The organism is Vibrio mimicus CAIM 602 (assembly GCF_000338875.1).
Classification (GTDB): Bacteria; Pseudomonadota; Gammaproteobacteria; order Enterobacterales; family Vibrionaceae; genus Vibrio; species Vibrio mimicus.
The window spans coordinates 1-21,763 of record NZ_AOMO01000026.1 but is presented as its reverse complement, the minus strand read 5'-3'; the positions used below and the strand labels follow the sequence as shown (position 1 = coordinate 21,763).

Here is a 21,763-nt window from a genome sequence, read left to right as displayed (position 1 = left end):
ACGTTGAGTACCGTTACTACACCTCAACCGACGCTGACTGCGCGTCGTAAAACCCTCTATTTTCTCACTTGGCGTTGGCATTTTTATGCAGGTCTGTTTGTTGTGCCTTTCATGTTGATGTTGGCGCTGACGGGCTTAGTCATGTTGTTTGATGATGAAATTGAACAAGCCCGCTACGCCGATGTGTTGAAAGTGACACCTTTAACGCAGGTAATGCCAGTTTCTCAGCAACTTGCGGCAGTGCAAAATGCGTATCCCGAAGCGCAAGTTACCCAGTTTATTCCTGCGCCTCAGCCTGATTTAGCCAACCGTTTCTCAGTGCGTTTGAGTGATGGTTCGACCCGCTTTGTTACCGTAAACCCTTACAGCGCAACTGTACTGGGTAGCATCGATCGCAGTGAAAGCTGGTATGAATTGGCGAACAGCATTCATGGCACTTTATTGATTGGTGATTGGGGCGACTATTTGATTGAAGTCGCGGCGAGTTTGGGGATGATTTTGCTCGTGAGTGGTATCTACTTATGGCTGCCGCTGGATGGTGCTCGTAAAGCGGGGTTTCTCAAAATCCGAGTTGGCAGTGGCGCGCGAATTTTATGGCGTGATCTGCACGCTAACTTAGGCGGCATGCTTTCATTGGTCCTGCTGTTTTTCCTGATTTCCGGTCTTTCTTGGGCGGGAATTTGGGGCGGAAAACTGGTACAGGCATGGAATACTTTCCCGACTTACTACACTTGGGGAGAAAAGCCGCAATCTTTGCTCACTCACGCAGAACTGAATCATGGTGCGGAAAAAGAGATGCCGTGGAACTTGGAGCAAACGCCAGTGCCGCAATCTCATCATCATGGTGGTGAGCATGAAATGGTTGCGGTTAATCCTCAATTCGGTATCGACCAAGTGGTTGCTCAAGCCAAGGCTCTGGGTTTTACGCAGTACCGCGTTGCTTTTCCGCGTGGGGAAACGGGTGTTTATACTGTTTCTGCCAATACCATGGCAGGCGATATTGTCGATCCGCGTGATGATCGCACTGCGCATTTTGACCAATATTCAGGGGCACTGTTGAGTGAAGTTACTTGGCTAGATTACTCACTCTTTGCCAAAGCAATGGCGGCGGGTGTCTCGCTGCATCAGGGGGATTTGAGTGTATGGAACAAAATTGCCAACGTGCTGTTTTGTCTCGCCTTTATTCTTATCTCAATTTCAGGAGTGGTGATGTGGTGGCTGCGTCGCCCAACTGGTCAGGCGCGGCTTGGTGTTCCGCCCCGTTTTGAGCAAGATGGAGTATGGAAAGCTGGCTTAGCCACGTTACTGGTGATTGGTGTGGCATTCCCACTGGCAGGAGTAACGATTGTTGTTGCTCTGCTGCTTGATTGGTTACTGGTGAGCCGCATTACTAAGCTGAAAGTCGCTTTTAGTTAAGTGATAAGTACGTAAAGAATGTACAGGCCAGTTTCGATTGGCCTGATTTTTTAGGCTTGATACAACTCAAGTGGCAACCCATCCGGATCGGCAAAAAAGGTGTAGGCTTTGCCTGTGTATTCATCAATGCGGATCGGCTCCACACACACGCCTTTTTGCTCTAGCTGAGCTTTTATTTCAGCCACATCATCCACCACAAACGCCAAATGGCGCAGTCCTTGTGCTTCAGGAAAACTTGGCCGTTCTGGTGCGTTGGGAAAAGAGAACAATTCGATTTGCGAGCCATCAGGCAGGGCTAAATCCAGCTTGTAAGAGTCTCGCGCGGCGCGGTAGTTTTCTGCTACAACGCGCAAGCCCAGAATTTCTGTATAAAACGCTTTCGAGCGAGGGTAATCCGAACAAATGATCGCAGCATGATGAATGTGTTTTAGCATGTGGACTCCTTACCATTGAGCTTAGGACTGAGATGTTCGAGCACAAAATCAATAAACACCCGTAGGCGAGTTGGCATGTATTTGGTTTGCGCGTACTGCATGGCAATCGCGCCGTGATAATTACTCTTAATATTCCACTCTTGCAGTACTTGCACCACCTTGCCCGCAGCCAGCGCATCTTGCACCACAAAATCATGGAAAATCCCGATACCGAGATGATTCTTCACCCCAGTTAAACGTAACTGCGATTGGTTCACGGCGTAACGACCACTCACAGCAACTGTGTGTGTTTCGCGGCCTTTGGCAAACGTCCAGATATGATCTTTATCGGTTTCAGCGAGGTAGAGGCAATCATGCTCGGCTAAATCGGTGGGGTGAATCGGTGTACCCCGTTGCGCCAAATATTCAGGGCTGGCACACAGCACCAAATTGGTTTTGCACAGTTCGCGCAGCACTAGGTTTTCATCCGGCTTATCCGTCAGACGAAAGGCGACATCAATATTGTGTTTGAAGAGATCAATGTCACCATCGGCGGCGCGAAGCTTGAGCTGAATGTGCGGATATTGGGCGAGAAATGGCACCACAAACGGCTGCAATACGGAATTTAAAAACGCCTCTGGCGCAGCAACTGTCAGGGCGCCAGCAGGTTCGGCATGTTCCGAACTGGAGATTTCGATCGCTTGCTGCGCCGCATTGACCATCAATAAGCTTTGGTCATACACCTTTTGCCCCGCTTGGGTGATGATGAGTTTGCGCGTAGTGCGTTCAAACAGTTTGACTGACAAGGCTTGTTCAAGGCGAGTAATCAGCTTACTGAGCGCGGAAGGTGTTACGCCAAGTTTGCTGGCCGCAGCGGTAAAACTGCCTTCATTGACCACCACAATAAAAGTGGCGAGGTCGGGCAGTAGGGCAATCAATTTGGGAAGTAACATAAGTGTCGATGAGTCGGCCAACAAGTGGCGTCACTGTCGCAGAATCATCGGCTAAATGCAATTTGGTGAAACTAAAGTGAGGGGTTGTCGGGCAAGAACAGTATCCCGCCTAGATCTAGATATAGACGGGACAAGGTACGCTTCGCTTAAGCGTTCAGCGCTTGTTCTAAGTCGGCCAGAATATCATCGATGTGTTCAATCCCGACAGAAAGGCGGATCATCTCCGGTCTCACGCCCGCTTTAAATTGCTCTTCTTCACTCATTTGACGGTGAGTGGTGGACGCGGGATGGCAAGCGAGTGATTTTGCATCCCCGATATTGACCAAGCGTTTGAATATTTGCAGCGCATCGTAAAAACGCACGCCTGCTTCATAACCGTCTTTCAAACCAAAGGAGAGAATTGCGGAAGGTTTACCGCCCATGTACTTTTGCGCCAACGCGTAATACGGCGAGTCTTCCAATCCGGCATAGCTCACCCAACTGACTTTCGGATGCTGTTTGAGATATTGCGCAACCTTGAGGGCGTTCTCGGTGTGGCGTTCCATACGCAGTGGCAGTGTTTCCAGACCTTGTAGGATCATGAAGGCGTTCATGGGAGAGAGGGCAGATCCGGTATTGCGTAGTGGCACAGTGCGTGCGCGGCCAATAAAGGCGGCGTCGCCAAAGGCTTCGGTGTACACCACACCGTGATAAGACGGTTCTGGTTGATTAAATACGGGGAAGCGGTCTTTGTGTTGCGCCCACGGGAACTTACCGGAATCGACAATCACGCCGCCCAAAGTTGTGCCGTGTCCGCCACAATATTTGGTCAGCGAGTGGACGACGATATCTGCACCAAAGTGAATGGGTTTGCACAATGCAGGGCTGGCGACCGTGTTATCGACCATCACGGGCACACCTTTGGCGTGAGCATAAATCGGCGAGCCGTTGTAAATCAATAATGTTACCCGCTGGGTTGCCAATGCTTTCGCAGTACACCGCTTTGGTCTTGTCATCGATAAGCTCAATCAAACTCTCTGGGCGATCGTCCTTGGCGAAGCGCACTTCAATCCCTTGGCTTGGCAACATATGTGCGAATAGGGTGTAAGTGCCGCCATACAGTTGCGGGGTGGAAACAATGTTATCGCCCGCTTGCGCCAACGTCAGAATCGCGTAGTTGATAGCGGCACTGCCCGCACTCACTACCAGCGCGCCAATTCCGCCTTCGAGTGCGGCCATGCGCTTTTCCAACACATCATTGGTTGGGTTCATGATCCGCGTATAAATGTTGCCCGGCACCGCCAAGTTGAATAGGTCTGCGCCGTGTTGTGCGTTATCAAATTCGTAAGCGACCGTTTGATAAATCGGAGTAGCTACAGATTTAGTAGTAGGGTCGGTGGTGTAGCCAAAATGAATAGCCAGTGTTTCGTCTTTCATAGTCCGTCCTTTGACTGGATAGGTGATATCCCTTCCTACTTGAAGCTGCAGCGGTGTTGGCTACGTTCTTTCACCCCAATCACATAGTCTATCTATGCTCATGGGGATTCACTCACTTGCCGCCTACCTGCAACTCCAAGTAGTTTGGGTATAAGCCATCTTTGAAGTTTAATGTTGAGAAATCAAGCGTTCGGTATTCAACACGAGAAGCATGACACAATGAATCCTCGATAAATTTACAATAGAAAGGGCTTATCTGTGCCTGAGGTTCACGAATGCTTTTCCGTTATCGCAGATAATCGCTTGAGTGACCTTGGATTACACTAAGGGAAAGGTTTTTTACAGTGTAAATATACCCTTCCGACTTGAAGCGTACCCGCTAAGTTGTTTGGGTATAGATCCTGTTACCCGCAAAACGAAAACAAGAAGGAATACGCAATGTCTTCTGCTTTTTATCAGCAACTCCGTACTCAGCTTGAGGAAGTGAAAGCTGAGGGGCTTTATAAATCCGAACGTGTGATCACCTCGCAGCAACAAGCGGCGGTCGAAATTTCTACTGGCGAAGAAGTACTGAACTTCTGCGCTAACAACTACCTTGGTTTAGCCAATCACCCAGCGCTGATTGAAGCAGCGAAAGAGGGGATGGATAGCCACGGCTTTGGAATGGCTTCGGTACGTTTCATCTGTGGTACGCAAGATATCCATAAACAGTTAGAACAGAAGCTCTCTCAATTTCTAGGTAAAGAAGACACCATTCTTTACACCTCATGCTTTGATGCGAACGCGGGTTTGTTTGAAACTCTGCTCGATAAAGAAGATGCGATCATCTCTGACGCACTAAACCACGCTTCGATCATTGATGGTGTGCGTCTGTGTAAAGCGATGCGTTTCCGCTACTCGAACAACAACATGGTCGAGCTGGAAGAGCAACTTATCGAGGCGGATGCTGCCGGTGCTCGGCACAAGCTGATCGTCACTGACGGTGTATTCTCAATGGACGGCGTAGTCGCTAACTTGCCTGCAATCTGTGACTTGGCGGATAAATACAACGCCTTAGTGATGGTGGATGACTCTCACGCCGTGGGCTTCATGGGCGCGAGTGGTCGCGGCACACACGAATACCACGATGTGATTGACCGCATCGACATCATCACCGGCACGCTAGGTAAAGCCATGGGCGGCGCATCCGGCGGTTACACCTCTGGCAAGAAAGAGGTGATTGATTGGCTGCGTCAACGTTCACGTCCATACCTATTCTCTAACTCAGTTGCACCTTCGATTGTTGCGGCGTCACTGCGTGTGTTGGATTTGTTGCAAGAGAGTGGCGATCTGCGTGAGCGCCTATGGGAAAACGCAGCGCACTTCCGTACTCGTATGGAAGCGGCGGGCTTCACCATGGGGGGCGCTGACCACGCCATCATTCCAATCATGCTAGGCGATGCCAAAGTGGCTGCAGAATTTGCGGAACGCGCACTGGCCAAAGGCATTTACGTTATTGGTTTCTCATTCCCGGTTGTACCAAAGGGACAAGCGCGCATTCGTACGCAAATGTCAGCCGCACACAGCCGTGAACAACTGGACAAAGCCATCGACGCCTTCATTGAAGTGGGTCGTGATATGGGACTTATTTAATTATGAAAATCAAAGCACTTTCAAAACTGAAACCAGAGCAGGGCATCTGGATGAACGAAGTGGACATGCCTGAGCTTGGCCACAACGACCTGCTGATCAAAATTAAGAAAACCGCCATTTGTGGTACGGATGTACACATTTATAACTGGGATGAGTGGTCACAAAAAACCATTCCAGTGCCTATGGTAGTCGGTCACGAATACGTGGGTGAAGTGGTTGGGATTGGCCAAGAAGTGCGTGGTTTCCAAATTGGTGATCGCGTTTCTGGTGAAGGTCACATCACTTGTGGTCACTGCCGTAACTGCCGTGGTGGCCGTACACACCTGTGCCGCAACACCATTGGTGTGGGCGTAAACCGCACGGGTTGTTTCTCTGAATACTTAGTGATCCCAGCGTTTAACGCATTCAAGATCCCGGATGGTATTTCAGATGATCTGGCGTCTATCTTCGACCCGTTTGGAAACGCTGTACACACCGCGCTTTCATTCGACTTAGTGGGTGAAGATGTTCTGATCACCGGTGCTGGCCCAATCGGCATTATGGCCGCCGCTGTTGCGAAACATGTAGGTGCGCGCCATGTGGTGATCACCGATGTGAACGAATACCGCCTCGATTTAGCCCGTAAAATGGGTGTGACTCGCGCAGTGAATGTCGCTGAGCAAAACCTAGAAGACGTGATGAAAGAACTCGGCATGACCGAAGGTTTTGATGTGGGCTTAGAGATGTCTGGCATACCAAGTGCATTCAGCGCAATGCTCAAAACCATGAACCATGGTGGCCGCATCGCTCTGTTAGGTATTCCCCCATCATCAATGGCGATTGATTGGAACCAAGTGATCTTCAAAGGTCTGGTGATCAAAGGCATCTATGGCCGCGAGATGTTCGAAACTTGGTATAAGATGGCGAGCCTGATCCAATCAGGTCTCGATATCAGCCCAATTATCACTCACCACTTCAAAGTGGATGACTTCCAAAAAGGCTTCGACATCATGCGCAGCGGGGCTTCCGGCAAAGTTATCCTCGATTGGCAGTAACCGAAAATCTCTCCACAGAGCGCTCCGAAAGGGGCGCTTTGTTTTTGGCTAACACTGTTTTTATAAACAGTAAAGTGGAAAATAAAACCGTATTCAACCTTTCAAAAAGCCCCAATTTAGCCCCAAACACTTTCAAAAATTCCACTGCTAGTAGCCAGTTTAGCCCCAAGATTTCGAATCAAAGTTGAGGTGTCTGTTCTTCACAAGGCTAATGGTTGGTGTTTTTTTGTTGCTCAAAATCGTTTTTGGACAAAAGTTGTTTAGATCATTGACACTAACTAAACCCTCAAAGATTAGTAAAAATATGGCGATAGCTTAAAACACGTGTACACTTTCAATCATCTTTACCAACACTAAGCTAAGCCTTAGATTATGGCTAACCTAAGACTTAATTGTATTCCTAACAAGAGTGTTTATATCTTGATCCTTCTTAGTTTAACTTTGAAAAAATCAATATCGTATCGAGTTTTTGCATAGTACAGATCACCTCGTTTAAGGCTCTTAGCCGCAAAATCCAAAAGAGTTTTAGCTTCTATTAATCGTTCTTCCACACCATCTAACTCTTTATTTCTTTGCCAGTAGTAGAAGCGCGCTTTAGCTTTATTTAGCAAACAAAATGAGTTAGATCTAGATAAAGCTCCAGCTTTCTTTAGCAACTGATCCCCTTCTTCGAGATCATCACAACGATATCTACATTGTGCAAGGTTAACGATAGCGTCACAGTTGTTTTCATTAAGCTCAATAGACTCACGCCATAGTTTTTCAGCTTTCACTTTAGCTATATTACTTGCTACCTTGTGGTACAGGAACCAAGCATAACGATCTTTAAGTGCGGAGTTCATCGGGTCTTCAGCAATCGCCATTTCGTAGAATTCTTGAGCTTCTGGATAGTTTTCTTTTCTTACAGCAGTTCGAGCGGCCTTCGCATATGGATGACGGAACGCTTCTGCGACCCTATCTAACTCATACTCCTCCTCGATTTTGTGGAAATTACCAACTACTGCATCCAACTCTTGGGCTTTACTTTCAAAAGAAATTTTCACGCTTTGAGGAAGATCTTTGATTTTTTTGTTGAAGAATCGAACTGCAAGCTCTTCTAGTTCAATAGAAAACTTTTCCCCATGATTGGTCAATGAACCAAAATAAGTTTCGTCAAACGTAGTATGAAATTCCGTCAATGGTATTTGCATAATCTTACATGCTTCCGATACGGAAAAGTGATCTAATGGGCTCTCAGCAATAACAAGAAGCATGTACACGTTTTGCTGTAACTCTGTCATCCGAGCCCATGCATCTTCATATAGGAATTCTAGTAGCTCATGGTTAGATTTCTTAAAAACTGAATTAATCGCATCATCGATTGATGATTGAGTTCTACTTATATGGGTAACCAATGTATGAAGAAGTAAGGGCTTAAACATTAGTGATTGACTTATTTTTCGTAGCCTTGCTTCTCCAGCCTTTAGGAGTGAGTCAGCATGATTTTCTTTCGCTAACCTATCAAGCAAAGTTATACACTCTTGCTCACTCAACCCCTTAACTGCAATTGGAGTTGCATTAATGAACTCTCGTCTTCTTGAAGTTACAATCATTCGCCCCAGCTTTTTGGTTACTCCCTGTAAGAAATCACCTAAATCTTCAACTTCATTTGTAGAAGTAGCTAGGGTTTCTGTGTTATCGAAGACAAAAAGCACATCGTCTCGGTCTAACCCCTCATCTTTCAGGAAGTTAGCAGCTTTCTGAATTAGACGGTCGCCATGAGTTTCGTACCAATCTTTAGTTAAAACAGGATTAAATGCTTTGATTAGTTCTCTGATACACTCGTCCATAGAATCAGAAACCCCTTTCAGGTGCACCAACCCCTGATCAGTCCAACGCGTCATTTTAGCCGTGAAAAATGAAATGACTTGAGGGCGTGGGTGATCAATAGCTACTTTTCCTTCTAACAATTTATTCAGAAACTCTAGAACTAAAGTTGTTTTTCCGAAACCACCATCGCCAAATACCAAACAGGCGCGAGAGTCATAGTCATTAAACCATTCCGCTAGTTTTAATAATTCTCTTTTACGGCCCTCAAATGTATCTGTTTGTCGAAGTGGTACATTGTGTATAAAACTATGAGTTACCGCGCTATTCTCTACTGTGATGTCATTTGAAGCTAAATAGTCGCCATATTTTGCTTGTGATCGCTGACTAAAAATACATCCTTTTTCAAGTTCAGCACTGAACCGTTGAGCATCTTCTAAGGAGAGTACTTGCCCGCTTAACTTCCAAATACTGCGCTGGCATTTGGCTTTTCTTACAACAATAGGTCTATAAGAACGAACTAGTGGGAGAGTAAGCTTTACGTCATATGATTTCAGTTCATGAGTTTTATGATCGAACGAAGGAAGTAACCCGTTTAGAATATTTAAGCTAGTATGAATAAGTTCTTTAGATTTAGGGGCCCAGATATTTGCATCTTTTTGACTCAATATCCCATGGGCAGTTGTATCATTTCTAAACGTAACCCATTCATTCAATTGAGCAGATAACCCACTATCTAAGCCATTCTCCTTGTACCATCCTTTGCAAAGATTTCTGTCTACGTAGGTTCTGAGTAGCGGGATAAGGGCCTCAAGTATCTCTATAGGTGTACCATCTGAAGGCTGCTCCATTCTTCGGATAAAACGAGAAACATCTTGCTCATTTTCTGGCACTTCAGACACGCATAATTCCAGGCTAGTCAAAGCTGTTACCTGCAATAATGAACGCAAAACACTTGTTAGAAAGTTGACTTCCTCTGTAGGTGACAAACTTGAAGGCAACTCAGATAGTATTTGAAGATATAGATCTTTCATAGTTCGATTTTACATGGCTCTTTTAGTTATGAATTAACAATCAAAATTACATTAATATATACCAAACGACTTGGAGTTGCAGGTCGGCGGCAAGTGAGTGAATCCCCATGAGCATAGACAACTCTGTGATTGGGGTGAACGAACGTAGCCAACACCGCTGCAGCTTCAAGTAGGAAGGGTATCTTGATATAAAATACTTAATTATTCAGTAGCGGTGTTGTTCAAGACCTCATTTTCGTATTCAGAACGCAGATCTTCATATAGTTCACCTTGTAACAATCGATTATCATCGAGTTCGATAACGTGTGCTTCTTTCTTGTATGCAGCTAAAGCATCATTGTCATCCATTGCACACAAAATCACTTGATATCCACGCGGAATATTTTCAGTAATAACATCTATGACCTGTTCATATCGATGTTTAGCCTGCTCTTGTTGATTCGGTGTGTCTAAAACAAAGGGAGCAATTTGGCAGTTACCAGCATATTCAATTTGTCTAAGGACTGATAACTGATACGCCAGAGTACCTCGTGTTCCTTCTGCAGCTCCACCACCAAGAAGCTTTCTATAATCCATAGGAGACTTAACACCATTTAGATTCACCCCAGTAGCAGCTAGAGTTGTAATACTTTCAACTAAATTACCGATAAACAAATCATTGAGGTCATCCTTCTCTTTCTTCTTAAGAAGTTTCCTCTGTTCCTTTTTGATGTCTTTCTGGTTGTCTTTAGCCTTCTGGGATTGAAACTGAAAATGCTCTTTCTTCTGCAAAACACTGCTGTTTACCTTTTTTTGCGAAACGGAATACAAAGCGTGTTCAAATGCACATTGGGTATCAGACTTTTCCTCAGATGAGTCCTCTTTTATGTATTTCTCATTGATTCGATCGATTTCAGATGCGACAAATTCTAGCTCTTGGACTAGCTCTTCTCTTTGTCTGTACTTTTCGACTAGAGCATTTTTTATACTATTGGCTTGTTGTTCAAGCCCTTCTTTATCCGCTAGCAAACCCGCACGGCTAAGCAATGAATTGTCATGCTCAGTACCGCATAAAGGGCATTCCAAAGAATCCGATGACACATTTTCTACAGCGAAAATGTAATCTTCCTCAAGCTCTCTTGCCGAAGTGCTTGCTAAAATATGTTGCTGTTCTAAGTCGTGAATTTCATTTACTAGAACTGATTGCTGATCGAAGAGGTTAGTTTGATGCTTCGAAAATTCTTTAAGTTCTACTTCAATCTCAACCTGTATAGACTCTAGCTCTTTCTGTGTAACAGCGACTGTGATTTCTGGAGCTGCTTCTTCAAGGACACTTAAAGCCTCGGAAATACGTTCAGCTTGCTGGGTTGCCTCTCTATCTGCAGCCTTTTGTTCGAATATTTCGCTTTCGAGTTCAAAGTGCTTACGCGACAAGTATCCACAGAAATACTTAATTAGGTTTGTTCTGAAATTGCCGTACTGTTGTAGTCTTTCAAACCCGTTCCATGGTTCATCCCAACTTTTCTGTTGATCGATGTAGAAGGGTAAAAAGTAATACGCTGGAGGAGGGCAATCTAACTCACCAATTTTGTTTTCCAGTAACAAATCAAAGCCAACTTCTCTTGCAAAGTCCATTGCAAAATTCCCTGTTACTTTGGAGTATTTCTGCAATGGCGAATTTTTTTGTCCGAAGTAGAGGCCATCCACATAGCGACTAACAACATACTCTTTTTCGTTTACTTTGAAGTAAAGGACCGTTTTAACGTCAAGTAGTTTCCAGTCTTCATTAAACTTTGGGTCACACCCAATAGCCCAAAATAAGCTTTTTACTAACGTTGATTTACCAATGCTATTGTCGTTTCCTGTAACGAGATTGAGCCTCTTCGGAAACATGAACTGATTCGCCAACTTTTTCGAATCGGACAGTAGAACTAGACGTTGAAATTGCAAGCCTTTCATTTTTGTGTTTCCTAAGATTTCTTATCAATAATTTGTAATTCTTTTTCATTGTCAGACCTTTAATAAGCAGTAGACAACTTCGAGCAACAACTCATCTTGATTACTTACTTTCGCACATAAGCCATCATCATTAGCTTGTTGAAGCAAGGCTTCTATATACGTCGAGTCATCGTTATAGTTATCTTCGTCAATTTTGATATGGGACTGCTTGAATAAGTCTGTAATTTCAATGTCCAAGGCACTCATAAAGCCCGCTCGGCGTAATGCAAGTAAGGCTAGTTTTCCTTTGAAAGTACGCTTCTTCTTTGATTTCCAACCTAAATCATTAGCTAAGTCGTCGAAATCACTTTTTAAGTCATCAACACAGGGGTGACTTGAATGCAGAGAAAGTACTTTATGAACTTCCGTAGAAGTGAGTGACTTTTTATCAATAAGCCTTACCCAATCCTTGTAATCATACTCTATGCGGCCTATTCGCCCCATTTCATCAACAACAGAGCGATAGATGTTTACTGGATTACACAAAGCCCCGGGGAATAAGGATTCGACGAGCCGAGCAAATTGAGATAATACATAGTCTTCCTGATTTTTGAGTTGTATCTCAGGAACTATGAATTGTAGGTGCTCTGGTAATACATCAATACCTAACTCGGCGTTTATATTTTCGGTCAACTTAGCCAGATCAATCTCAGCAATATCACCTACTTTGAGCACATCCAGCTTAAGATCTTTATTAACCTTGAAATTAAATCCACTTGATGAAACTAACCCGATCTTGGTGATACGATCTTCATATTCAGTATTGATGCAAGAGCTCAGTAACTTACCAAGAACGGAATTCTTTAGTTCTTTATTCGTGCCTTTTTTTCTCTTTGTTAAAGCTGCTGATGTAAAAGTCGCGCCCTGATTCTTGACTTGGTAAAACTCAAACTTAGCTAGTTTAGCGTCTAAACTATCCGCAATAACGATATCTTCATGATACTCAATTAGCAGAGCATACTCTTTGTTATTTTTATGCTTTTCAATAACTTCGCACAGCGCCCAATGGAATTGAAAGTTATATTTTCCAAAGGTGCTTGCTCCTGCGAATTCTCGTTGGGCTGCTGCGAGTGGATTGTCTGCCATATGCTCTATACCAACCAAAAAATGACTACTCTTTTAAGTGCGCATAAGCATATGACATTAGTTGAAATTAAGCTATTGAAGATCCTTAACATCAGTTGGTTACGGACTATTTTGAGATCTAACCGCAAGCTGAAGTCAAAAGTGGCAAGGCGACGAAAAGCATAAGAAAATGTAGGCCAAATCTCAAACTAGGTAATGTCATGAAGCCTATCACTAGCAAGGAATGGGGCAAAACTGTGCCAGAGCCAGAGCCAGAGCCAGAGCCAGAGCCAGCAGTGCTCTAGACATTTTTCGACTAGCGCTTTTGCTAAATTGGTAGGATCGGATGAGGAGAGGTATAGCTCAACTGGCATTTTTAGAATGATCTCCAAACTGAAGCAAAAAAACTTTGCACAGAAGACTGGTCAATTCAAATTGTTTAGGAGTATTCGATTATTTGATGCCACTCTCTGATCATCTTGGTGTTATGCAATAAAGTGTAGCACAACAAGATGAATAAGTTATTGGAAATCAGATGGCTAAAGTCGAAATGCAGTTATTGCTGTACCAATTCTTGCGGAAGCATCAAACAGAGAGTTCAACTTTCACCAAAGAAGAGCTTATCGCGCATGTAGGCTGGAAGCCAAGTACATTCAAATCTTACTACGGGAAGGGTCAGATAACTCAATTCTTAGCAGAGATTGGAGTTAATACATACGAAGCAATCAATGTACTAGATGTAAGTTTTATCGAGTTCAAAAAGCGTTTATCTCAGAGTAAGCACTATCAAGAGCTAGGTCATAAATGTAAATCTAACTTAGCTAAAGCCCTGCTCAAAAAGTCCAAAGATAACATGATGCTTGCATTAGAGCTTTACAACAGACCGTCACTTGAAAACAAGTTAGATGGATTTGTAATGATGTACTCAACTGCTTGGGAGCAGCTTCTGAAAGCAATAATCATTGAGCGAGATGGTGAAGAAGCGGTATTCGAGAAAGCGAATAAACAAGGCGTAAAGAAAACAATATCTTTGAGGCAATGCTTGGATAAATTGTTCAAAGAAAATGACAATGTAAGAAAGAATATCTCTCGTATAGCTGATTGGCGTGATGGTGCTGTTCATCTACTTATGCCTGAGCTTCAAGGGTTGGCTTCTCGCATATTCCAATCTGGTGTGCTGAATTATTCATCTAAGTTTCAGGAGTTTGCAGAGGTACCATTTATGCGCTCTCAGCATGCTGGAATGATATCACTAGTTGGTGATTTTAAGATGCCACCAGAGCCAGTGTTGCGATCATTGTATGGTAAGGTAGCGGAAGATATGCTCGAACTAGCTAAAACGGTGCAAGATGAAATCGAGAAAGAAGATGATATTGAGTTCGCTATACCGATTAACGTATCACTTGTGTATGCTCGTGATGAGAAAGACAGTCAGATAATACTTGCTGCAGCTAACGGTAAAGCTCAGGACTTGGAGCAGTTGAAAAAGGCTCTTGTAGTTGAGAAGCAAGTAGATCCAGAGAAAACTCATACTTTCACTCAAAAGACTGCTATTGATGCTATTAATAAGACCCTTCATGCTAACTACGATATGGCAAAACTAGAAAAGTGCTTAGTAGCTCGAGACAAAAAGGGAAAGCCAACAATAAATAGTCATTGCTTCCAAGCTGCAGTCTCAAAGCTGAACTGGAAAGCAACTTGTAACAAGCACCACCACTATCAAAAGATATCTAACACACATATTTATTCCCAAGATGCGGTTGATGAGCTCGTTAGGCAAATTACGACGAAGGATAATTTTATCAAGCAAGCAAAATCTCAAGCTAAGAAGAAAAGAAATAAACAGGCTGCTCTTGCTTAATATTTTCGATATGGCTCTTTTTGATATTGGCTAGGAGCCAGTTATTAATCTCCCTCTAATTTTTAGGCCGACTACTTGCATTAGAAAAAGTAACCCGACTAAGTGTCACGCAATTTGACAATGGTGTTAGTGCTAACAACGAATGGAGCAAAAGTTTGTTGTCATACCCACTTGTTTGGTCATGTACAGTTTCGATACTCCATTCTATAGGTTCAAAAAACCGCCTAATTGGCGGTTATTGATTCCTGACTCTTTCTAGCTCTTGCCATACCCGTTCGGATTCTTTCTTGTTCGACTCAACCAGCCATTTACCATAGACCCTTGCGACCATGGTGATATCTGCGTGACCCATTTGTTGTGCCAAGTAACTTACGTTGACGTTAGCATGGGTGATCATCCAACTGGCGTAGGTATGTCGCAGTTGATACTGATTACGGTAACGGACACTTCCTTTTTTACACAGTGCCGTCCACATTCGGCCTAGTGCTCGTTTGCCGTAATAGTCATAACCACTGACCTTCTGCTCCCGAACGACTTTGGGATTAAACACAAAACGCAGAGACTCTTTTCTGTAGGCCTGACCGGGTAATTCGACATCGTACTCTTTAGGCTCGAACGAGTAGGTTAAATATTGTTGAGCTTTTAAAGCATCTAAAGCTGGTGGTAGTAGGTCAACAAACCGCTCTTTGTCTGTTTTGGTGGTTTTTAATCCGCGCATATCATAAGTCGAACGGCGGATATGAATCGTTTTATTCTCAAAATCCACATCCTCCCACGCCAGTGCACAAAGCTCGCCACTACGTATGCCACTATAGACAAGCAAAGTCACGATATTGCGGTGCTGCAGTTGGTGGCAGTGTTTCAAAATGTTGTCGATCTCCGCCATCGAAAAGGGTTGAATATCGACTTCGCTTTCTTTCACCCTTTGCAAAACCTTGGACAAATCGCGACTGACGTATTCCATTTTATAGAGCCAAGCAAGGAAAGCGTTGATTGTCACCAGATTTCGGTTAATGGTGCGCCCCGTTTTTCCTTTAACGAGTTCTTGGCGAAACTCCGTCAAAGTGCGTGGTGAAAGAGTGTCGCTACTTCTTGTTTTGCCATATATTTCAATAAAATCTCTTAACACCCAATCATATCTTTGCAACGTAGATCGGCGGATATCGTGATCTTTCGAGGCAAGGAATTGCTTTGTGAGTTGTAGCAAGTTTTTTGCTTGCGGTACACCTGATGCATGTTTCGACTCTGGAAAATGCGCGGAGTAGTTAAAAGTCCCGATTTTCATTTCATAGAGAATGGCTTCTCTTTTCTGTCTAGCAAAGTTTATGTTTTGTTTGTTTGGTGTTAGACCTAAGGATTCCCTATATCTTTTGCCGTTATAGTAAAAGACGATCCTTAAGCTGTTGCCATGTACTTCAATGCCTGATGGAAGATTATCCGTTATTTGGTTCGATGCCATTTATTCCACTCCTCAATATCAATCATCCAAGTACCACGAATTTTTTTCATGACCGTTGATGGATAAAACCCATCGAGAGCTTTCTCTCTTAGCGTCTTTGCACTGAGGCCTATGACCTCGGCTGCTTTTTTAAGAGTGATGATGGAAATTTGTGATTGACTCATATTGCCTACCTTTCGATGCCATATTGTTCACCAATCTTTTTGGTGGAGTGCATTGCGCCAAGCTTTTTAGCGAGTGGAGCGGCATCATTGGCAAACATGTTGAGAAATGATGGTGTAATCGTGATTTCTGCAGGGCATTCGCGGCTTAACCCCCAGCTATCGTCAGTGGGATAAAGCGTTAGCGCGATTACTGAACGATGTAAGCGTTGGCTAAAGTAAGGTGGTGAAGTGGTTACTGTTCCGTATTGGGTATCAATGGTTGCCGCCATGGATATTTCCTCGCATTGTAATTTTGGACTATGAGCAATAGTTGCCCTTGATATGCGCCATTAGTCTCGCAGCAGTATTAAATATTACATATTGGAATTTAATTGTAAATTACAAATTGGAGTTTTTTGGTTTTTTACTAGATAGGGGATGTCTGATTGTTACAATTTGGGCAATAAAAAACCGCCTTGCTTGGCGGTTCGTATCTAGTGGGAGGTCGCTAAAAGAGTTTTAACTTTGCATCAATAACAACACCGATAATTTTACAGTTACCATTAACGGCGATGGCGTTATAGGAGGGGTTGAGCGGTTTTAAGTACTTCTGACCAGCATCAATAACTAGTTTTTTGAATGTTGCTTCATTCACATCAGTCAGCTTGGCCACAACCAGAGAACCATTCTGATGATCTCGCTCCGTATCTACCAGAACAAGAGTGCCTTCAGGAAAACTGACTCCTACGCCAGATGTCATAGAGTCACCTTCAACTCTCAACCAAAAGCAGCGTTCACTTGTTCGTTCAGTCGTTTCGTACCACTCATTAATTTCCTCAGCTGTATAAGGCTCAATTGCTTCTGACCACATTCCTGCTTGTACTGAACTTAAAACGGGGAAGGACTTCTGGTACGAAGGTTGTATTTGGGGACGTGAAATATTCGCCCATGCTTCATCGGGATACTCCACTAATCCATCAGAATTTAGAGTGACGTGGTCTAACCCTACGATTTTCATCATAGCGGCTATCTCTTCGATACTCGGCTTACGATTTCCACCCAGCCAATGAGCAATCGCGCTTTGGGATTTGTCCAAACGCTCTGCAAGCACGGCTTGAGTGATGCCGTTATCTTTCATTCTGGCCTTAACCAGATCTTTCCAATCCATCTTCATAACGATGATTATTACTTAATGTAATTACACTTGAAACATCCAAAATGTAATTTATCTTGTTTTTATAAATTCCATTTCGTAATCTTTATGCGTATTCCTATGGAGGCAAAATGTTTACATGACCAATATCAAGCAGATTCTTAAAAACATTGGCAAGTCACAGGGATTGCTTGCGAAAAGTATCGGTATTTCCCAAGGGGCCGTAAATCACTATGCCAATGGTAATCGTAAGCCTAGCTACGAGATGGCATGGAAAATTGTTAAAGCTTTGAATGAACTAGGAGCAAGTTGTTCATTCGATGATGTTTTTCCTGAGCCAGCTTTTGAGGCGCGGCAGGAAACAAAGTGTGGTTAGTCGTTGATCTATCAAGCTAACAGTAAATCTAGAGGTACAGAGCATGAGAACAAGCTCATTTTGGACCACAGTGGAGCAGCTTGCCTGTATCACGGTGAATACCTGTCGCGTAGCGTTATCGCAGGGGCAGGAGACATTAACTTTCGAAAGAGATCAAATTCAGCGATTGAAGGATAAGTGTGAGCATTACCTTCGAGTATTGGATGAGGAAAGAGAGTTGGCTTTAAACCGCGGCAACGGTTTAAAGCCGAGTGAAAAGTCTTGCGAGGAAATTTCACATACCACTTCGGAGAAGCAGTGATGGGAAGAATAGCATTAAGAGCTCGGATTGAGAATCTTCAATGGCGTCTGTTCAAGGTTGAGAAAGGTCAGCTAACCGAGATTACCTACGACGAAATGGCTGACCTTTATGAAGCTAAGCGTCTGTATGTCAAAGCTGTCTATGAGGGGTTGGTCCGTGGTTAGAAAGAGGATGCCATGTTTTCCGTACCGAATGCTCGGTGAGTGGATCTGGTTGGTGGCAAGCTTACTTCATCACTTTCTGATTGCGAGGAAACGGGCTTTCTATTGGCCATGGGGAACTATTCGTAGACGGCCAGTGGCTTTGGATAGATTGATCATTGAGGTAATACGATGTCCGTTAAGGTAATGAGCTACGTATGGGATATTTCTCTTTTCAAGGGCTCTGACAAACTCATTATGCTTTGTCTGGCGGATCATGCTGATGATGCCGGCGTGTGCTGGCCTTCCATTGAAACCATCGCCCGTAAAAGTGGTGTCTCACCAACTACAGTCAAAGCAACCTTGAAGAAGTTGGAAGCGGGGGGCTGGATTGTTAAACGAAACCAGTTCAAGAAAGCCGATTCAGGTCGATTAGTGCGTTCCAATAACCAGTATCAACTGCCCGTGAAGCGATTGAAATCTACCGCCGATGAACAGTCGGATTTCGAACAGACGGATTTCGTCCATTCAAAACTCGAACATTCGAAATACGAACAGACGAATTTACCCGAGGGGGTAGGTCAGATCTCGGCTGGGGGTAGGTCGAATTTCGGCTATAAACCATCAATAGATCCATTATTAGATCCACCAGAAGATGATGCGCCGCTTTTCAGTGCTCAAACTGATCCTATTTTGGATCCGGTTGTGTTTGAGATCCCACTCAAAGGTAAAAATGTTTCGTATCAGGTGACTCAATCTCAGTTGGTGGAATGGCGCTCGCTCTATCCTGCCGTTGATATTCACCAACAGCTTCGCAACATGATCGGTTGGTGTCAGGCAAACCCAACACGCCAGAAAACTGCGCAAGGGATCCAGCGATTTATCCACGCTTGGCTTTGCAAAGAGCAAGACAAGGGGCGAATCGTCGCGGTGTCTCAGGCTGCGGCAAAGCCCATTGATGATGCGCAGTTGTTGAAGCGAAAGATCCAGCAAATTGAAATCGATATTAATAACGAGAACGTCGCGCTGATTTCATTTAAACAGCGCAAGTCCGCGGTATCAGAGCAGGCTGCGCAATCGGCGGAGCGTAAAATCAAAGCCATGATGGCTCAACGAGAAAGTTGGCTTCGAGAGCTTTCGGTGCGAGCGAATGAGCCTTGATGTAATGAGCCCATACCGTTTTGCCATTTTTAGACCATATTCTCAGAGTAAGGAGTCACGACAGTGAGTAAAAAGCTTGAGCTTTTAACACTATTAAGCGCCGCAAGAACCATGAAATGGGAAGAGTCTGTCAGTAAAAATGGACCGACCAAAGAGCAGCTTCTTGGTGCGATGGGCTTAGCGCAGCGCGATAATCCTATTGGTATGGCAATCCTTAATGCCAAATACTTGCATTGTGCTTATTCGTTGGTGGTATTGATGGATTTTCTTGGCTCACTGGAGATTCATCGCTTAGAGATCGCTTTGGCTTCGAATGAGCTTAAACATTTGCATTATCTGGTCATGGCGGATGTGTTGAATGTTCCGATAGACAGTCAGCAAGCTCGTTTGGCTTCAGTTTGGCGACGATACAGCGCCTACGCAGCGAGGACCCAGAAATCGATTGAAGCACTTAGTAAAGCCACGCGCTCGATGGAGCGAGCAATTGAGATCAAAACCAATCCATTTGAGAGCAGTCGTTTGCAGGCCAACATTGTGTCACACCAAACGCGTATTGACGCGCAGAAGCAGCTATTGGCCGATTACGCACAGAAAAAGGCGGCAGAATCAGCAAAATGTCCGCGTTGCAAAGCAACAGGTGTTATTCCCAAAACGCAGCGACCTTGTGAGAGTTGTGATGGTGTAGGTGAGTTTCGAACGACGGAAGCGGATTGGAAAGCCTCATTTTTGGGAGCAGCTTTGCCGACTCACAAAGAGCTTATTATTCGTCATTGGCCTGCGATTATTCGCCTACTTCAAGAGTGGAGAACGCAATTGTATCGGCATGAAGCCGAGGCACTTTCGACGCTTGAAAAGCGCTTATCTGCTGAGTTCGAAGATTGAGTAAACTCGAGTCGCTCATTGATATGACAAGGTAATTGCGGTAGATTTTCCAACAATAGCGAGGCTGCATCTTTTGATGCGGCCTTTTTTATTGCTCGCAATTCGGAGCCTTAATGATGGCAAAACGAGATTGGAAAGCGCTGCAACAAGAGTACAAACTCGCGTTTGAACAAACAGGCATCACAATCAAAGCGTGGTGCAATCAAAACCAAATCAATTACAACACGGCGCGTCGATATCTGCAGGTGTTGAATTCGCCACTCGAAAACAGCGAAAACCCAGCAAAAAACGTTCAATCCCCACGTGCTATCACTTCTTCTCCCGATGTGGAACGGCTCGCTCAATGTGATCAGTTAGGAGGGAGTAGGGAAGAAAAGGGTTTTAAATCAAAAGGTAAGGGTGAAAAAGCATCAGTGATCAGTGAAAGTGATCAGTTCACTGATCACGTGACTGATCAACACTCACCGAAACCGACCCATGCGCAATTTTTACAGCGTGTTTTGCATCTAGATACGACTCATCAACGCGATGAAAGTGGGCGGTTTATTCATGGCAACCAGTGCTCAACCAAACACAATGGCTATGCACAGCGCTTAAATGATCCAGATGCCATTTTTGATGCAGCGAACTCGGATATTGACCACGAGATTGTGTTTTGTCGGGCGCGGGTGCTGAAAGCCATGGAAACCTACCAGAAGATAGGAGCAGAGCTTGGTAAGGAAGGCTTGGCGCTTGCTGAACGCGTCAAACTGTATGAGCTCTACGTCAGCACCGACAACATTGTTGATAGAAACATGGCGCGCGTGGAATCTCTACTGCGAACCAAAGCTCAGGTGAAGAAAACGGAATTGGAAGCTGAGCGGATTGCACAAGAGTCTGCTGGGCTTGGAACTGCAATTGCCGACATTGTGCAAGAAATTCAAGAGATGGGATCGGACGGGTTCGTACTGAATGATTAACCTTGGTTCCGTCCCCCAAGAGCAGATAAGCGCGCAGGATCGCGCTTTTCTTTTTTCTCGACTGAGCAATAAGTGGTGGCGGCTCAATCATCTTTACAAGATAGAGAATGAAGATGGCGAGCTGGTGACGTTCAAGCTTCGCCCTGCCCAAGCATTACTGTTTAAGATGATGGGCCATCGCAACATTATCCTAAAAGCGCGCCAGCTTGGTTTTTCGACCGCCATTGATATCTACCTACTCGATGAAGCGCTATTCAATAAACGGCTTAAGTGCGGCATCGTCGCGCAGGACAAACAAGCTGCGGGGGAGATTTTCAGAACCAAAGTGGAAGTGCCTTACGACAACCTTCCGGCATGGCTTAAAGCGGCAATCCCAACAGAAGAGCGTAAGAGTGGAGCCAATGGTGGGCGCATGGTGTTTAAGAACGGCTCAAGTATTCAGGTCGCCACCTCCTTTCGTTCCGGTACTGTGCAGCGCTTGCATATTTCTGAGCATGGCAAAATTTGTGCGAAATACCCACACAAAGCTAAAGAGGTGAAAACGGGTACGCTTAACGCGATACATCAGAATGCGATCTGTTT

At 44.5% G+C, this 21,763-nt stretch carries 19 protein-coding genes and 2 pseudogenes; 11 read left to right on the top strand and 10 right to left on the bottom strand.

What is annotated here, in order from left to right; translation table 11 throughout:
• Positions 1-3: 3 nt before the first annotated feature.
• Positions 4-1,416 (top strand): PepSY-associated TM helix domain-containing protein, encoded by a 1,413-nt coding sequence (locus D908_RS12140; protein ID WP_005523855.1) that lies wholly within the window; start codon positions 4-6, stop codon positions 1,414-1,416.
• A 50-nt stretch (positions 1,417-1,466) separates the two neighbouring features.
• Here the strand turns inward: D908_RS12140 and gloA2 are convergent, their stop codons facing one another.
• The 3 genes and pseudogenes from gloA2 to D908_RS0119160 form a co-directional block, all read right to left on the bottom strand.
• The gene (gene gloA2, locus D908_RS12145) at positions 1,467-1,850 is read right to left on the bottom strand and encodes an SMU1112c/YaeR family gloxylase I-like metalloprotein (RefSeq protein ID WP_005523854.1); all 384 of its coding nucleotides are present in this window, start codon (positions 1,848-1,850) and stop codon (positions 1,467-1,469) included.
• Positions 1,844-2,782, bottom strand: a complete 939-nt coding sequence (locus D908_RS12150) for a LysR family transcriptional regulator (RefSeq protein ID WP_005523853.1) — start codon at positions 2,780-2,782, stop codon at positions 1,844-1,846. Before D908_RS12150 ends, gloA2 begins: the two co-directional genes overlap by 7 nt.
• Positions 2,783-2,928: 146 nt before the next feature.
• A pseudogene (locus D908_RS0119160) lies at positions 2,929-4,198 on the bottom strand (O-acetylhomoserine aminocarboxypropyltransferase/cysteine synthase family protein).
• A 438-nt stretch (positions 4,199-4,636) separates the two neighbouring features.
• Here D908_RS0119160 and D908_RS12155 point away from each other — a divergent pair.
• Both D908_RS12155 and tdh read left to right on the top strand, forming a co-directional pair.
• Positions 4,637-5,830 carry a glycine C-acetyltransferase gene (locus D908_RS12155; RefSeq protein ID WP_005523852.1) on the top strand — a complete coding sequence of 398 codons (1,194 nt, stop codon included), beginning with the start codon at positions 4,637-4,639 and terminating at the stop codon, positions 5,828-5,830.
• A gap of 2 nt (positions 5,831-5,832) precedes the next feature.
• The gene (gene tdh / locus D908_RS12160; protein ID WP_005523848.1) at positions 5,833-6,864 is read left to right on the top strand and encodes an L-threonine 3-dehydrogenase; all 1,032 of its coding nucleotides are present in this window, start codon (positions 5,833-5,835) and stop codon (positions 6,862-6,864) included.
• A 413-nt stretch (positions 6,865-7,277) separates the two neighbouring features.
• Here the strand turns inward: tdh and D908_RS12165 are convergent, their stop codons facing one another.
• From D908_RS12165 to D908_RS12175, 3 genes are all read right to left on the bottom strand, one after another.
• The gene (locus tag D908_RS12165) at positions 7,278-9,572 is read right to left on the bottom strand and encodes a hypothetical protein (protein ID WP_134815414.1); all 2,295 of its coding nucleotides are present in this window, start codon (positions 9,570-9,572) and stop codon (positions 7,278-7,280) included.
• A 333-nt stretch (positions 9,573-9,905) separates the two neighbouring features.
• The gene (locus D908_RS12170) at positions 9,906-11,642 is read right to left on the bottom strand and encodes a hypothetical protein (protein ID WP_005523846.1); all 1,737 of its coding nucleotides are present in this window, start codon (positions 11,640-11,642) and stop codon (positions 9,906-9,908) included.
• Between the two features lie 51 nt (positions 11,643-11,693).
• On the bottom strand, positions 11,694-12,767 hold the full coding sequence (locus D908_RS12175; protein WP_005523845.1) for a DUF4297 domain-containing protein: 1,074 nt from the start codon (positions 12,765-12,767) through the stop codon (positions 11,694-11,696).
• A gap of 514 nt (positions 12,768-13,281) precedes the next feature.
• Between D908_RS12175 and D908_RS12180 the strand changes: the two genes are divergently transcribed.
• Positions 13,282-14,607 carry a DUF3644 domain-containing protein gene (locus D908_RS12180; RefSeq protein ID WP_005523844.1) on the top strand — a complete coding sequence of 442 codons (1,326 nt, stop codon included), beginning with the start codon at positions 13,282-13,284 and terminating at the stop codon, positions 14,605-14,607.
• Between the two features lie 235 nt (positions 14,608-14,842).
• Here the strand turns inward: D908_RS12180 and D908_RS20425 are convergent, their stop codons facing one another.
• The 4 genes from D908_RS20425 to D908_RS12200 all read right to left on the bottom strand — a co-directional run bounded on the left by D908_RS20425 (position 14,843) and on the right by D908_RS12200 (position 17,383).
• A complete protein-coding gene (locus D908_RS20425; protein ID WP_082320925.1) occupies positions 14,843-16,066 on the bottom strand; it encodes an Arm DNA-binding domain-containing protein in 1,224 nt (407 codons plus the stop codon).
• The gene (locus D908_RS12190) at positions 16,048-16,230 is read right to left on the bottom strand and encodes a hypothetical protein (protein ID WP_000083580.1); all 183 of its coding nucleotides are present in this window, start codon (positions 16,228-16,230) and stop codon (positions 16,048-16,050) included. The genes D908_RS20425 and D908_RS12190 overlap by 19 nt, the downstream gene beginning before the upstream one ends.
• Before the next feature lie 5 nt (positions 16,231-16,235).
• Positions 16,236-16,499 (bottom strand): hypothetical protein, encoded by a 264-nt coding sequence (locus D908_RS12195; protein ID WP_005523838.1) that lies wholly within the window; start codon positions 16,497-16,499, stop codon positions 16,236-16,238.
• A 218-nt stretch (positions 16,500-16,717) separates the two neighbouring features.
• Entirely contained in the window at positions 16,718-17,383 is a 666-nt protein-coding gene (locus D908_RS12200; RefSeq protein ID WP_000781499.1) for a LexA family protein, read from the bottom strand.
• Positions 17,384-17,501: 118 nt separating this feature from the next.
• Between D908_RS12200 and D908_RS12205 the strand changes: the two genes are divergently transcribed.
• The 7 genes and pseudogenes from D908_RS12205 to D908_RS12230 form a co-directional block, all read left to right on the top strand.
• Positions 17,502-17,738, top strand: a complete 237-nt coding sequence (locus tag D908_RS12205) for a helix-turn-helix transcriptional regulator (RefSeq protein ID WP_005523832.1) — start codon at positions 17,502-17,504, stop codon at positions 17,736-17,738.
• 43 nt (positions 17,739-17,781) lie between these two features.
• Complete coding sequence (locus D908_RS12210; RefSeq protein ID WP_001260727.1) at positions 17,782-18,039, top strand: hypothetical protein; 258 nt, start codon at positions 17,782-17,784, stop codon at positions 18,037-18,039.
• The gene (locus D908_RS22290; RefSeq protein ID WP_005523829.1) at positions 18,039-18,203 is read left to right on the top strand and encodes a hypothetical protein; all 165 of its coding nucleotides are present in this window, start codon (positions 18,039-18,041) and stop codon (positions 18,201-18,203) included. Before D908_RS12210 ends, D908_RS22290 begins: the two co-directional genes overlap by 1 nt.
• 168 nt (positions 18,204-18,371) lie before the next feature.
• Positions 18,372-19,340 (top strand): helix-turn-helix domain-containing protein, encoded by a 969-nt coding sequence (locus D908_RS12215; protein ID WP_032467567.1) that lies wholly within the window; start codon positions 18,372-18,374, stop codon positions 19,338-19,340.
• Between the two features lie 63 nt (positions 19,341-19,403).
• Entirely contained in the window at positions 19,404-20,222 is an 819-nt protein-coding gene (locus D908_RS12220) for a TIGR02642 family protein (protein ID WP_005523820.1), read from the top strand.
• 113 nt (positions 20,223-20,335) lie between these two features.
• Positions 20,336-21,181 carry a hypothetical protein gene (locus D908_RS12225; RefSeq protein ID WP_082320924.1) on the top strand — a complete coding sequence of 282 codons (846 nt, stop codon included), beginning with the start codon at positions 20,336-20,338 and terminating at the stop codon, positions 21,179-21,181.
• Positions 21,174-21,763 (top strand): annotated as a pseudogene (locus D908_RS12230) (terminase); the annotation flags it as partial. The gene D908_RS12225 and the pseudogene D908_RS12230, both read left to right, overlap by 8 nt.

What these genes read in the sequence shown, in the direction of transcription:
- D908_RS12200 (WP_000781499.1), bottom strand. Translation starts at nt 17,383, where the DNA reads ATGAAGATGGATTGGAAAGATCTGGTTAAGGCCAGAATGAAAGATAAC.
- D908_RS12205 (WP_005523832.1), top strand. Translation starts at nt 17,502, where the DNA reads ATGACCAATATCAAGCAGATTCTTAAAAACATTGGCAAGTCACAGGGA.
- D908_RS12170 (WP_005523846.1), bottom strand. Translation starts at nt 11,642, where the DNA reads ATGAAAGGCTTGCAATTTCAACGTCTAGTTCTACTGTCCGATTCGAAA.
- D908_RS22290 (WP_005523829.1), top strand. Translation starts at nt 18,039, where the DNA reads ATGGGAAGAATAGCATTAAGAGCTCGGATTGAGAATCTTCAATGGCGT.
- gloA2 (WP_005523854.1), bottom strand. Translation starts at nt 1,850, where the DNA reads ATGCTAAAACACATTCATCATGCTGCGATCATTTGTTCGGATTACCCT.
- D908_RS12175 (WP_005523845.1), bottom strand. Translation starts at nt 12,767, where the DNA reads ATGGCAGACAATCCACTCGCAGCAGCCCAACGAGAATTCGCAGGAGCA.
- D908_RS12215 (WP_032467567.1), top strand. Translation starts at nt 18,372, where the DNA reads ATGTCCGTTAAGGTAATGAGCTACGTATGGGATATTTCTCTTTTCAAG.
- D908_RS12155 (WP_005523852.1), top strand. Translation starts at nt 4,637, where the DNA reads ATGTCTTCTGCTTTTTATCAGCAACTCCGTACTCAGCTTGAGGAAGTG.
- D908_RS12210 (WP_001260727.1), top strand. Translation starts at nt 17,782, where the DNA reads ATGAGAACAAGCTCATTTTGGACCACAGTGGAGCAGCTTGCCTGTATC.
- D908_RS12225 (WP_082320924.1), top strand. Translation starts at nt 20,336, where the DNA reads ATGATGGCAAAACGAGATTGGAAAGCGCTGCAACAAGAGTACAAACTC.
- D908_RS20425 (WP_082320925.1), bottom strand. Translation starts at nt 16,066, where the DNA reads ATGGCATCGAACCAAATAACGGATAATCTTCCATCAGGCATTGAAGTA.
- D908_RS12190 (WP_000083580.1), bottom strand. Translation starts at nt 16,230, where the DNA reads ATGAGTCAATCACAAATTTCCATCATCACTCTTAAAAAAGCAGCCGAG.
- D908_RS12150 (WP_005523853.1), bottom strand. Translation starts at nt 2,782, where the DNA reads ATGTTACTTCCCAAATTGATTGCCCTACTGCCCGACCTCGCCACTTTT.
- D908_RS12195 (WP_005523838.1), bottom strand. Translation starts at nt 16,499, where the DNA reads ATGGCGGCAACCATTGATACCCAATACGGAACAGTAACCACTTCACCA.
- D908_RS12180 (WP_005523844.1), top strand. Translation starts at nt 13,282, where the DNA reads ATGGCTAAAGTCGAAATGCAGTTATTGCTGTACCAATTCTTGCGGAAG.
- tdh (WP_005523848.1), top strand. Translation starts at nt 5,833, where the DNA reads ATGAAAATCAAAGCACTTTCAAAACTGAAACCAGAGCAGGGCATCTGG.